Origin of the sequence: Xanthomonas sp. CPBF 426, assembly GCF_903989465.1 — a bacterium.
Lineage (GTDB): Bacteria > Pseudomonadota > Gammaproteobacteria > Xanthomonadales > Xanthomonadaceae > Xanthomonas > Xanthomonas euroxanthea.
Genome location: NZ_LR861805.1, coordinates 2,811,147 through 2,823,949 on the forward strand (window position 1 = coordinate 2,811,147; position 12,803 = coordinate 2,823,949).

A 12,803-nucleotide genomic window follows, 5' to 3' on the forward strand; every position below is an offset into this window, starting at 1 on the left:
CAGGCGCTGGAACGCAACGTGCTGCCGGACGCCAACGCGCCCGGCCCGGGGCCAGGCATGGACACCGCCACGCACGCGGTCGGCAACCGGTCCGAGCGGACCGGCCCCGATGGGGTGCGGAATCAGCGGCATGCCGCGATTGCGCACGGCGGCCGGATGCGCCCTCCCGCGCATCCGGCCCGGTACGGCATTACTTGGCTTCAACGAAGGTGTATTCCACGCCCTTGGGCTGGACGATGGCCTGCACGCGGGCATTCTCGGCGGCATCGCCGATGAACAGCACACGCACGCCCTTCATCGAATCCGGCTGCACGTCCTTGAACGCGGCGTCGATCAGGTCGGCCATCTTGGTCGAAGCCGACGAACCGAAGGCCAGCATGTTGCCCGGCTGCACGCCACGCGCCAGTGCGGTCTTGACGCTTTCCAGCTGACGCTCGTAGCTGCCGGCGAATTCAGCATCGGACTCCGGCGGCAAGTAGTACAGGAACGGGCTGTTGGTGGTGGCGCCCAGGTTCTGGCCGACCACTTCCTGCAGGTACTTCTTCCAGCCGGGGTTGTCGTCCTTGGCCGGCGCCTTCAGCGGCGCGGGAGCCGCGGCGGCGGTCGGTGCCGGCTCCTCCTTCTTGCAGGCGGTGACGGCCAGAGCGGCGATCGAAGCGAGCGCCAGCGCGCGCATGGTGTGTTTCATGAAACTCCTCCCTTTGAAAAGCATGTGGTGATGTGACTGCTAGAGAATCAGGCCTGCGCGCGGGCTTGCCGCACCTGCCGCAGGGCTTCGACGACCGAAGCTGGAACGAAACCGGACACGTCCCCGCCCAGCCGCGCGATTTCGCGCACCAGCGAGGACGAGATGAAGCTGTACTGCTCGGCCGGGGTGAGGAACAGCGTTTCCACCTCCGGGATCAGATGGCGGTTCATGCTGGCCATCTGGAATTCGTATTCGAAGTCGGACACCGCGCGCAGGCCGCGCAGCAGCACGCCGGCACCCATGTCGCGGACGAAGTGAGCCAGCAGCGTGTCGAAGCCGCGCACTTCCACGTTGGCATGCGCGGCCAGTGCTTCCTGGGCCAGCTCCACGCGACGTTCCAGCGGCAGGGCCGGGCCCTTGGAGGGGCTGTAGGCCACGCCGACCACCACGCGCTCGAACAACGGCGCGGCGCGGTTCACCAGATCGATATGCCCGTTGGTGATCGGGTCGAAGGTACCGGGATAGACGGCGGTGCGGCTATTGGCCACGCTCATACGGAAACTACCGGGGTCGGATCGCCGTTCAGTGTAGCAGCGGCCCGGCGGTACAGCGCATAGCGCACCTGCTGGGTGGCGCCTTCGCGGTGCAGGTGCCAGCCGGCCGGCACCTGCGGCGGCAGCTCGGCCGGGGCTTCCAGATACAGCCAGGCATCGGCGCTCAGGTGCGCGGGCAGGCGTTCCAGCACGCTGGGCCACAGGCCGGCGGCAAACGGCGGATCGACGAACACGATGCTGGCCTGCGCCACCGGCGCGCGCTCCAGCCAGCGCAACGCGTCGTCCTGCAGCACCTGCACCTGATCGGCCGCATCCAGCCGGGTCACGTGCTGGCGCAAGCGCTGCACCAGGCCAGGGTCGCGTTCGATCAGGGTCGCGTGCGCGGCGCCGCGCGACACCGCCTCCAGGCCCAGCGCGCCCGAGCCGGCGAACAGGTCCAGCACACGCGCGCCTGGCAGGCGCGGCATCAGCCAGTTGAATACCGTCTCGCGGACGCGGTCGCTGCTCGGGCGCAGGCCGGGCAGGTCCGGCACCGACAATTTGGTGTTGCGCCAGCGCCCACCGACGATGCGCACCTGCCCTTCCGCGCCGCGTGGCGCCGGCCGTGCGGGGCGACTCATCGCCACGCGCCGGGTGCGGGCGAACGGGGGCGGGACAGCGGCGGCACGGATGGCGACATGGCTCAGGGCAGGACGGTTGGCCGGCCATGATACCGCCGCGATTGCCGCAACCGCCCTCCCCAACCGGCATCGACGCAGGCGATCTGGCGCACGCTCGCCTTGAAAAATCCCCACACGGCCTCATCCCCCAGGCCATCGGCCGCGTTGCGGCCTGGGCCACCATGGAGCACGACCCCAATGACCGTTGAAACCGACAAGCAGACGCTTGGCTTCCAGACCGAGGTCAAGCAGCTGCTGCAGCTGATGATCCATTCGTTGTACTCGAACAAGGAAATCTTCCTGCGCGAGCTGGTCTCCAATGCCGCCGACGCCGCCGACAAGCTGCGTTTCGAGGCACTGGTGAAGCCGGAGCTGCTGGAAGGCGGCGGCGAGCTGCGCATCCGCGTGGATTACGACAAGGACGCGCGCACCGTCACCATCGACGACAACGGCATCGGCATGAGCCGCGAGGACGCGGTCTCGCATCTGGGCACGATCGCCAAGTCCGGCACCGCCGACTTCCTCAAGCATCTGAGCGGCGACCAGAAGAAGGACGCCAACCTGATCGGCCAGTTCGGCGTTGGCTTCTACAGCGCCTTCATCGTCGCCGACCAGGTCGATGTCTACTCGCGTCGCGCCGGCCTGCCGGCCAACGAGGGCGTGCACTGGTCCTCGCGTGGCGAGGGCGAGTTCGAAGTGGCCAGCGTCGACAAGCCCGAGCGCGGCACCCGCATCGTGCTGCACCTGAAGGACGGCGAGGACAGCTTTGCCGACGGCTGGACGCTGCGCGGCATCCTCAAGAAGTATTCCGACCATATCGGCCTGCCGATCGAGATGCGCAAGGAGCACCACGGCGAAGCAGCCGACGCGCCGGCCGAGCCCGAATGGGAAGCGGTCAACCGCGCCAGCGCGCTGTGGACGCGGCCCAAGTCCGAAATCAAGGACGCCGAGTACCAGGAGTTCTACAAGCACGTCGCCCACGATGCCGGCAACCCGCTGGCGTGGAGCCACAACAAGGTCGAAGGCAAGCTGGAGTACACCTCGCTGCTGTTCGTGCCCGGCCGCGCCCCGTTCGACCTGTATCACCGCGATTCGGCCAAGGGATTGAAGCTGTACGTGCAGCGCGTCTTCATCATGGACCAGGCCGAGCAGTTCCTGCCGCTGTACCTGCGTTTCATCAAGGGCGTGGTGGATTCATCCGACCTGTCGCTCAATGTGTCGCGCGAGATCCTGCAATCCGGCCCGGTCGTGGATTCGATGAAGTCGGCACTGACCAAGCGCTCGCTGGACATGCTGGAGAAACTGGCCAAGGACAAGCCGGACGACTATGCGACGTTCTGGCGCAACTTCGGCCAGGCGCTGAAGGAAGGCCCGGCCGAGGATTATGCCAACCGCGAAAAGATCGCCGGCCTGCTGCGCTTCTCCTCCACGCATGACACCACTGGCGCGCAGAGCGTGGGCCTGGCCGATTACGTGAGCCGCCTGGCCGAGGGCCAGGACAAGCTGTACTACCTCACCGGCGAAAGCTACGCGCAGATCAAGGACAGCCCGCATCTGGAGGTGTTCCGCAAGAAGGGCATCGAAGTGCTGCTGCTCACCGACCGCATCGACGAATGGTTGATGAGCTACCTCATCGAATTCGACGGCAAGTCGTTCGTGGACGTGGCCCGCGGCGACCTGGACCTGGGCAAGCTGGATTCGGAAGAAGACAAGAAGGCGCAGGAAGAAGTCGCCAAGTCCAAGGAAGGCCTGGCCTCGCGGATCAAGGCCGCCCTGGGCGACGACGTGGCCGAAGTGCGCGTCTCGCACCGCCTGACCGATTCCCCGGCGATCCTGGCCATCGGCCAGGGCGACCTGGGCCTGCAGATGCGTCAGCTGCTGGAAGCCAGCGGCCAGGCCGTGCCGGAGACCAAGCCGGTATTCGAGTTCAACCCGGCCCACCCGCTGATCGAAAAGCTGGATGCGGAAGCCGACATGGACCGCTTCGGCGATCTGAGCCGGGTGCTGTTCGACCAGGCCGCGCTGGCAGCGGGCGATAGCCTCAAGGACCCAGCCGGCTATGTGAAGCGGTTGAACAAGTTGTTGTTGGAGTTGTCGGCGTAAGGGTTGCGACACCTTTCGTGACACCAGGACCGGCGCATGCGCCGGTCTTTTTTTTTGGGCCTGTCTCGTGGCGACGATTGGAAGAGCGGCGACAGCGGTGTCCGACACCACACCGCCTCGGTAACGGCTCGCACTCCTCCATAACGCAGATGCACATGGGACGATGACGACAGTCCTGCCGAATGCGGCCCTAGGGAAAGGTTAGTCGGACGTTTATCGGGTCCTCGTTGTCGGGATCATGGCCGGGTGCGTCGCGATGCCTGCGCGCATCGTGCGCGCTCCGGCCAAAGCGCAGATAATGTCATTGAAGACCAGCTGCGGCGGCGCTTACGCCGACGCCAGCACCCAGCACCCGAACGCCGGCCCGGCCGAGTAGCCAGTCTCCGGTTCGATGCGGATCTGCAGCGTGTCGCGTCCGGCGACCGATGCAGGCAAGGCGTAATCCACATCGACGAAGTCCAGGCCGCGGTTGCCATCTAGGCGTTCGTTGGCGATGAGTTCGCCGTCGGCGAGGATGCGGAAGCGGCGGCGGGTTTCGTCGCCCCAGTAGCGCAGGCGCAGGATGCGGGCCCGGGCGGTGTTGCGCAGGGTGAAGGCGATGAAGCCGCCGGTGCGGGCGTCGCGGCCGGCACGGCGGCGGTAGCTCAGTGCGTAGGAGCTTTCGCTGTGCAGGCCATGGGCTTTTTCGGACGCGTCATCGCCCAGGGCGATGCGGTCCAGTGCGCGGGCGTCCAGCGCCTGTTGCTTCGCGTCTGCTTCGGCCTGTTCGGCCTGGCGCTGCTGCCATGCGGCGGCATCGCGATGCTCCAGGTAGGGTGCGCTGCGGCGATCGAACTGCGCGTAGAACGGCGAGAAGCGCCACTGCTGATCGCCGTCGCGGTAGTCGAACGCGGCCTGGCCTGCCACCGGCTGCAGGCGCTGCAACACCTCTTCGCCGCCGATCAGTGCCGGGGCCTTGCCCGACCAGGGTTTTGCCGCATCGCCCAGGTCGGCCGCCAGCACCAGCGGCCCGCGCAGCAGCGAGACCCAGGCCGCGTCGTCGGCTGTGGCTTCCAGGCGCAGCGGCATCTGCAACGACAAGGTGAGCGTGTCGCCAGCGCGCCAGCGGCGGGTGATGCGCAGGTAGCCCTCGCTGACGGCGGCATCGACCGGCTGGCCATTGAGCTGCAGCTTCGGCGACTGCGCCCAGCCGGGCACGCGCAGTGCGAGCGTACGTTGCTCGGCCGGCGCGGCGTCGATGCGTAGCGAGGCGCTGCCCTGCTCCGGCATCGTGCTGCGCAGGGTCATGTCCAGCCCGGCGGCATCGCGCACGCTGGAGGGCACATACAGGTTGACGTAGACGCCCTGCCCGTCCTGCCAGTAGATCGAATCGCCGAACTGGGCATGCGCTTCCATGCCGCTGCCGACGCAGCACCAGAAATCGTCGAACGGCGAGGACCAGGCGCGCGCTTCGCCGGCCAGCATCGGTGTCATGTAAGTGAACATGCCGGTGCGCGGATGCTGCTGCGCCATCACGTGGTTGAGCAGCGTGCGCTCGTAGTAGTCGAAGAACTCGGCCTGCGGGCCCCACTGGTACAGGTGCCGGGTGAGCTTGAGCATGTTGTAGCTGGCGCAGTGCTCGCAGGTCTGCTCGGTGAGAAACTTCGAGATGCTGTCCGGCTGCTGGAAATACTCACGGTCGCCGTTGCCGCCGATCACGTAGGTATGGTGGTCGGTGACGGTGTGCCAGAAGAAGCGCGCCGCCGCGCCCGAGGCGGCATCGCCGGTGACTTCGTACTCGCGCGCCAGGCCGATCAGCTTGGGGATGTTGGTGTTGGAATGCTGGTGCACCAGCTCGTCGCGCTGGGCGACGAGTGGGTCGAGCACGGCGTGATGATGCAGGCGCTGCGCCAGCGCCAGCCACTGCGCATCGCCGGTACGCACATGCAGCTCGACGAAGGATTCGTTGAGGCCACCGAATTCGCACGACAGCACCTTCTGCAGCTGCGCGTCGTCGAGTGCGGCGAAGATGCCTTGCAGATAGCCGGCCAGGCCCACCGCGACCTGCAGCGCCTGCGCATTGTCGCAATGCGCGTGCACGTCGAGCAGGCCGGCAAACAGCTTGTGCCAGGTGTACAGCGGTGCCCAGCTGCCGTTGAGGTAGAACGGGGCCGGGTCGATCTTGCCGCGCTTGAGCTCATCGAACACCGCGCGGCCGCTTTCGATCTTGCCTGCGGCATTCTTGCGGGTGAAGCCGGCCACGTAACCATCGCCTGCGTGTGCCTGGCACCGCGCCAGCTCGCCCACCAGATAGGCTGCGCGTGCGCGGCATTGCGCATCGCCAGTCTGCGCATGCATCAGTGCCAGCGCGCTGAGATAGTGGCCCAGCGTATGCCCGGCGATGGTATCCGCCTCCCAGCCGCCGTATGCCTTGGCCTTGGGATCAAGCCCTGCGTACAGCACGAAGTTGTGCAGCAGCCGGTCCGGCTGCAGCCGCATCAGATAGCGACGATTGGTCTGCAGCGCGTCCAGGAACAGCGACGGCGTGAGCCGCACCTGCGCCAGCGGCACGGCGCGCACGCTGCCGGGTTGCGCGGCACTGGCCTGCGCCGGAAACCTCAGGAAACCCGCCGCAACCGCCAGGCTGCTCCAGGCCAGAAAACGGCGCCGTGACAGACTCGGCGCGTGGTCGTCGGGCAACTCGCTTGCATGCATATCCGTCATGGGCTCAGCTTAACTCCTGTCCGCGCGCACAGACCGCGCGCCATTGCGACACACACCTGCGCAACCGCGCACATCCGCGACTGCACAGACATGCGCGCGACCGATGACATCTGGCCGCACGCACCGGCGACAAACCGCCCGATCAGAACTTCACCGTGGCACGCGCCCAGTAGAACCGACCCAGCAGATCGTAGGTAGCCACATCGGTATTGGCATTGCCGACGTTGTTGGAGTAGTACAGCGGCGGCTGCTTGTTGGCGATATTGTCCACGCCCACCTCAAAACGCGTGTGCCACGGCTCGACGTTGTAGCCGAGCTGCAGGTTGTTGTAGACGTAGGCGCCGATCTTGCGCACTACCATCGGTTCGCTGGAATCGGCCGACAGGCTCTGGTCCGGGTCCGAACTGCCGATGGCGGTGTGCCCCACATAACGGATGCGCCAGGTGGCGCTCCAGTCGCCCAACGCCCAGTTCACCGTGCCCAGCGCACGCCAGCGCGGGAAATTGCCGTAGGCCTGGGTGTAGCGGCCCACGTTGTGGATGGTGACCGAGCTGGGGTCGGTGGTGTCGGGCAGCACGTCGTAACGGGTGAGATAGGTGCCGTTGAGCCCGGCGCTGAGATTGCCCCACGCGGTGGGCGGCGCGCGGTAAGTCAGGTTGAAGTCCATGCCCTTGGCCCACAGCTTGCCCAGGTTGACGGTGGGTTCGGCGATGTAGTTGATGGTGCCGTTGCCGTTGCGATGGATCAACGCGCAGAAGGCGCTGGCCGGGTTGGCGAAGCATTGATTGAGTACGGTCTGCGCCGACACCGTGGTGATGGTGTCTTCCAGATCGATGCGCCACCAGTCCGCGCTCAGCGACAGGCCGTCGATCCACTGCGGGTCGTACACCAGCCCCACGTCGTAAGACTTGCCGGTTTCCGGCTTGAGCTGGTACCCGGCCACCGCCGCGCCGGACACCTTGCCCGACACCTGGCCATCGGATTGCTGGTAGCTGCCGTCGGTGGGCACATTGGCGCAGGCCACGCTGTTGCCACCGGTGTAGCCATTGCAGGGGTCGTTGACGGTGGCCGCATCGCCGGCCACGCCGGCATACAGTTCGTTGATGTTGGGCGCGCGAAACACCTCCGACACCGTGCCGCGGATCAGCAGGTTCTCGATCGGGCGATATTCCAGCGACACCTTGCTGTTGGTCTTGCTGCCCACCGAACTGAAATCGGAAAAGCGCGTGCCCAGGGTGATGTTCAGGGCGTTGATGCCGGGCAAGTCCTTCAATAGCGGAAACAGCGCCTCGGCGTAGGCTTCCTTGACGTCGAAGCTGCCGGCAAGGGTGGACGAACAGAATTCGATCACCCCGCACAAGCCGTCTTCATCGCCGGTCCATAGCGGGTCGGAGGCGGTGGTCGAGCGCTCCTTGCGATAGGAGACGCCGGTTGCCAGGCTGACGGTGCCGGCCGGCAGATCGAACAGCGAGCCGTTGGCATTGGCCTCGAATTGCTTGACCGTGTAGACGCTGGTCACGATCGGGTTGACCACCATGCCCTGCAAGGTGGACAGGTTGGCGCTGTCGTTGAGGTTGAAGAAGTTCAGCGGTGTGCAGCCGGCAATCGCCGCGCCTGCGCTGCCGCACTTGACTGCGCCATCGCTGTCCAGGAACGACGGGCCGATGGCCTGGTTGAATGCGGCATAGTCGAGAAAGCCGTTGTTGATCGACTTCTGTTTGACCTTGCCGTAGTTGAAGGTTGCATCCCACTGCCAGGAGCTCTCGCCGAAGCGGCCGCGCAGGCCGGGGCTGATCTGGAAGTTGTAGGTGTTGTACTGATAGCTGCGGTTGCCCAGCACGGTGGCGCGCGTGTTGAGGTCGTTGTAGGAGGTGCCGGTGCTGCGATCGGTGCCGAAGTTCACGCCGAACGGGTTGTAGTAGCTCTGCGCCGACACCAGGATGTTGTCGCCGTTGGCGAAGATCGGGATCGGCGCAATGATCGAGGCGGACTCTGTTTTGCTGAACCAGGTGTTGACGTAGCCTTCGACGTTGTCGCTGAAGCGATAGCTGCCCAGCAAGAACGCATTGGTGCGCTTTTGCGGGGTCTGCAACAGGTTGAACGGCTGGTAGTTGTAGGAGTCGGCGCTGGCGTCGTAACAGTGGAAATCGCCCGGGCCAGCACGACCGCTGACGCCGCTGTTGAGAGTGACCCGCCCGCAGCCGTTGGCCTGCGCCAGCTGCGCGGACTGATCCGAGCCGTCGTTGAAATTCACGGTACCGGTCGGCGTTGCGGACGAGCCCTGCTTCACCGGTTGCCCGTTGGTCAGTGCGAGCGCGTCCCTGGAATAGTCGCGCGCCGCTGCCGAGACCGGATCGATATTGTGATACGACAGCCCGCCGATCAGGCTGCCGCGCTCCCAGGTCTTGCCGGTGGTCAGGGTGAAGTTGCGTCGATTGCCATCGCCTTCGCTGCTGGTGCCGAAGTCGCTGCTGAACTGCACACCGTCGAACTGGCTGCGCAGGATGAAATTGACCACACCGCCGATGGCGTCGGAGCCATAGACCGCAGAGGCGCCGTCGCTGAGCACTTCGATGCGCTCGATCATGCTGGACGGAATCGCGTTGACGTCGTTGTAGGCCAGACGAATACCGTTGACCAGCACTAGCGTGCGTTTGTCGCCCAGGCCGCGCAGCGAAATGGCCGACGCACCGGTGCCGCCGCCGTTGTTGGTGTAAGGGTTGGTGGCGTTGCCAGCGATCGATGGCAGCTCCTGCAGCAGGTCGCCGACCGTGGCCTTGCCGGTGGCGGCGATCTGTTCCTGGCTGACCGTGACCACCGGGTTGGCGGTTTCGGTATCCACGCGGCGCAGACGCGAGCCGGTAACGACCACGCTATCCAGCGTTTGTGGCGCATCAGCGCTGTTGCCTGCCTGCTGCGCAGACACGGGAGCGGCGGCGCCCGCAGAGAGCGCCAGCAGCAGTGCGGCGCTGAGCATGCTCGGCAGCGGGCGCGTGGTCGTGCCGGTGGTCCGGGAGAGAGGCAACAGCAACATCGGCATGCAGGGCTCCTGAGTCGTATGGCAGACAAACGATGGGCAACACACGCCCGTGCCGGCGGACACCAGCGCAGGGCAAGATGGATGGCAGACGCACACGCAGCGACATCTCTCGCCACGGCCGTGCTGCAGACATGCAGACAACCTGCGACGCGCACGACCACCCAGGGTCGCGCAGCAGCGCGTGTTGTCGAAAAAGGTGTTGGTTCCGCACCGGAGGCGCCCATGCGCTCCAGTTTCATCAGCTGGTCACAATGTGCCTGTGCGCATGCGCCACGTCTTGTCGCATTTGGCGACAGCGCATGCGGATAACCGCATGGTTCGCAAATGAACCAGCCTGTGTCGATGCGCTCTGCAGCGATGTCGGCAGCTGGATGCTAGGCGCAAGACCAATGGTGATGCACCCTGGGCGATGTATCCCGTGCGACCATCTGCAATGTCGGTCGATCCAGGCATCGCGTGATGCGTCTGCATGCACGAGTGCACTGAGGGCCGTCAACGTGCATTGCCCTGCGCGCACTCGTTCAACGGCCGCGGTCTATGCAGTGCCGTCAACCGGTGTGTCGGCAGGCCCGAACCTGAACTGTCACGGCGTCTGCGTCGGTGTCGCTGCCTGGCTGTGGTTCCAGTCCGGCGTTGGCGCTTGCTGCATCCAGCGCAGGAAGAAATCCAGCAGGCGGCGCTTGCCATAGTCGCCGCCGGCACCGTGATCGCCGCCGGGCACCACCAGCAGGTCGAAATCCTTGCCGGCCTTGATCAGGCGATCGGCCACCTGCAAGGTGCTGGCCGGATCGACATTCATGTCCATGTCGCCGGTGACCAGCAGCAGATGCCCTTGCAGCCGCGCGGCGTTTTCCACATTCGACGATTCGGCATACCACGGCCCGACCGGCCACCCCATCCATTGCTCGTTCCACCAGATCTTGTCCATGCGGTTGTCGTGGCAACCGGAATTGGCCACGCCTGCCACATAGAATTCCGGATGGAACAGCAGCGCACCCAATGCGTTCTGGCCACCGGCCGAGGTCCCGTAGACACCGACACCGCCGTCGATGACGTACCAGGGATACTGCGCGGCAGCGGCCTTGTGCCAGGCAATGCGATCCGGCAGGCCGGCATCCTTGAGGTTGCGCCAGGCCACATCGTGGAAGGCGCGCGAGCGATTGTTGGTGCCCATGCCATCGATCTGCGCGACCGCAAATCCCAGCGCGGTCAGCGCTGGCGTGCGGGTGCTGAACGTCTTGGGGACGAAGGACCCCTGCGGGCCGGCGTAGATGTCTTCGATCACGCGGTAGCGCTGCTGCGGATCCAGGTGTTGCGGGCGCTGGATCACGCCCCAGATCTCGGTCCTGCCGTCGCGGCCGGTGGTGTGGAACGGCAACGGTGGCTGCCAGCCGGCAGCCTGCAGACGACGCAGGTCGGTGCGCTCCACCGTGTGTGCCAAGCCGCCGTCGGCACTGCGCCGCAACTCCAGCACCGGGCCAAGATCCACGCGCGAGTACAGGTCCAGGTACCATTTGCCATCGGGTGAATAGCGCACCTGGTGATCGGCGGCCGCTGGCGTCAATGCAGTGAGCCCGCTGCCGTCCAGACCGATGCGGTAGGCATGGCGGTAATACGGGTCTTCGCCGGGCTGCATGCCGGAGGCAGTGAAATACAGCTGGCCTGCGGCCTCGTCGAGGTAGTCGAGCTTGCGCACCACCCAGTCGCCCCGCGTGACCTGGCGGATCACTTCGCCGCTGTGGCCGTCGTACAGATAGACATGCTCCCAGCCATCGCGCTCGGAGGCCCACAGGATCTGCGCGCCGTCGGCCAGGTCGCGCCGCGCGTGCTTGCCGCCGTCTTCGTGCTCGCCGCTGAGTTCGGAGTATTCGATGAAGGTGGGCGAGGTTTCCTCGATCAGGGTGCGCGCGGCGGCCGTGCGTGCGTCCACTTCGATGACCCGATACAGCTGGTGCCCGCGTGCGTTGTATTCGAAGGTGAGCCCGCGGCTGTCCTTCCACCAGACCATCTCGCTCAAGCTAAAGGCATTGGGCAGCAGCGTCATCGCCACCGGATGCGCCGCGCGCGTGGCGATGTCGAACAACACCGGCTGCATCACCGGCAAGGCATCGCCGGGCTTGGGATAGACCTGCTGGTGCAGCTTCGGCTGCAGCTGATCGGTTGGCGCCGATTCGATGTAATAGACCATGCGCGGCGGTGGCGCCTTGACCCGATACGCAGCCAGATGCTGCGAGTCCGGCGACCACACCACGCTGTCGAGCGCGTAGTAATCATCGGCACTGCCATCGCGGCTGAGCACGCTGCGCGCGCCACCGCCGACCGGTGCGATGACCAGATTGGCCTGCTCCACCCAGGCGCGCCAGCGGCCATCCGGCGAGAGCCTGGCCTGCCGCTCGCCCTGCTTGAGCGGCAGCCGCATGTCCATCGATTCGGCCTGCAGGTCGCGGTCGGGCACATGCGTGCAGCGATAGCGGGCCAGGTCGCATTGCCAGCCTTGCTTCGCCAGCTGGAAGCCCAGACGCTGCTGTTGCAGCGTGGGTTGTTCCAGCTGCAGATGCGTGGCGTCGATACCTTGCGCACCTGCCTGCGTCAAGGCCACCGCCAGCCGCGCGTGGTCAAAGGCCAGCGTATTGCGGCCGCTGGCCGCATCCACCAGGCGATACTCGATGGCCGGCGCCTGATCGGCACGTGCAACGCCACGCCGATACAGAAAATGCCCCGCATCGATCCACACCGGCGCAATCGGTTGCCTGTCGACCAGCGACGCGTAGTGATCGGACAGGCCGATCGCCTGCGCGTACTGTGCCGGCGTGGGCGCTGGCGATGCAGCCGCCGCGCTTGCCGACAGCGTCCAGAGTGCAATGCTCAGGCAGCACGCAGCGCTGCGGTGCCACCGAAAGGTCTGATGCAGGAGTGGCGTCATGTGTCTATCTGCCGAGATGGCGTGGTCATTGGCTGCGCGTCGTGCACGTCGAGGTGAGAGGACGTGCATTGGCAGTGGAGTGCATGCCCGAAGCGGCCTGTACACAACGGCCTGCGAAGGCCTCCGTGGTCGA

The 12,803-nt window shown here is 65.9% G+C and carries 7 protein-coding genes; 1 reads left to right on the plus strand and 6 read right to left on the minus strand.

Translation table 11 applies throughout. The annotated features are described in order from the left end of the window. Positions 1-190 precede the first annotated feature (190 nt). From H7A87_RS12020 to rsmD, 3 genes are read right to left on the minus strand one after another with little or no spacing between them, the layout of a single operon-like run. Positions 191-688: a hypothetical protein gene (locus H7A87_RS12020; RefSeq protein ID WP_180496655.1), complete on the minus strand. Its 498-nt coding sequence runs from the start codon at positions 686-688 to the stop codon at positions 191-193. Between the two features lie 47 nt (positions 689-735). Continuing rightward, positions 736-1,242 carry a pantetheine-phosphate adenylyltransferase gene (gene coaD / locus H7A87_RS12025; protein WP_104582103.1) on the minus strand — a complete coding sequence of 169 codons (507 nt, stop codon included), beginning with the start codon at positions 1,240-1,242 and terminating at the stop codon, positions 736-738. After that, the gene (rsmD, locus tag H7A87_RS12030) at positions 1,239-1,928 is read right to left on the minus strand and encodes a 16S rRNA (guanine(966)-N(2))-methyltransferase RsmD (protein ID WP_180497019.1); all 690 of its coding nucleotides are present in this window, start codon (positions 1,926-1,928) and stop codon (positions 1,239-1,241) included. The genes coaD and rsmD overlap by 4 nt, the downstream gene beginning before the upstream one ends. A gap of 171 nt (positions 1,929-2,099) precedes the next feature. On the opposite strand from rsmD, the gene htpG reads away from it, so the two are divergent. Next, complete coding sequence (gene htpG / locus H7A87_RS12035; RefSeq protein ID WP_119128594.1) at positions 2,100-4,004, plus strand: molecular chaperone HtpG; 1,905 nt, start codon at positions 2,100-2,102, stop codon at positions 4,002-4,004. Positions 4,005-4,331: 327 nt separating this feature from the next. Here htpG and H7A87_RS12040 read toward each other — a convergent pair whose 3' ends face one another. The 3 genes from H7A87_RS12040 to H7A87_RS12050 all read right to left on the minus strand — a co-directional run bounded on the left by H7A87_RS12040 (position 4,332) and on the right by H7A87_RS12050 (position 12,670). Beyond that, entirely contained in the window at positions 4,332-6,707 is a 2,376-nt protein-coding gene (locus tag H7A87_RS12040; RefSeq protein ID WP_119128593.1) for a glycoside hydrolase family 127 protein, read from the minus strand. A 142-nt stretch (positions 6,708-6,849) separates the two neighbouring features. Continuing rightward, positions 6,850-9,747: a TonB-dependent receptor gene (locus tag H7A87_RS12045; RefSeq protein WP_119128592.1), complete on the minus strand. Its 2,898-nt coding sequence runs from the start codon at positions 9,745-9,747 to the stop codon at positions 6,850-6,852. Positions 9,748-10,330: 583 nt separating this feature from the next. After that, complete coding sequence (locus H7A87_RS12050) at positions 10,331-12,670, minus strand: S9 family peptidase (RefSeq protein ID WP_119128591.1); 2,340 nt, start codon at positions 12,668-12,670, stop codon at positions 10,331-10,333. Positions 12,671-12,803 lie beyond the last annotated feature (133 nt).

What these genes read in the sequence shown, in the direction of transcription:
- H7A87_RS12020 (WP_180496655.1), bottom strand. Translation starts at nt 688, where the DNA reads ATGAAACACACCATGCGCGCGCTGGCGCTCGCTTCGATCGCCGCTCTG.
- coaD (WP_104582103.1), bottom strand. Translation starts at nt 1,242, where the DNA reads ATGAGCGTGGCCAATAGCCGCACCGCCGTCTATCCCGGTACCTTCGAC.
- htpG (WP_119128594.1), top strand. Translation starts at nt 2,100, where the DNA reads ATGACCGTTGAAACCGACAAGCAGACGCTTGGCTTCCAGACCGAGGTC.
- H7A87_RS12040 (WP_119128593.1), bottom strand. Translation starts at nt 6,707, where the DNA reads ATGACGGATATGCATGCAAGCGAGTTGCCCGACGACCACGCGCCGAGT.
- H7A87_RS12045 (WP_119128592.1), bottom strand. Translation starts at nt 9,747, where the DNA reads ATGCCGATGTTGCTGTTGCCTCTCTCCCGGACCACCGGCACGACCACG.
- H7A87_RS12050 (WP_119128591.1), bottom strand. Translation starts at nt 12,670, where the DNA reads ATGACGCCACTCCTGCATCAGACCTTTCGGTGGCACCGCAGCGCTGCG.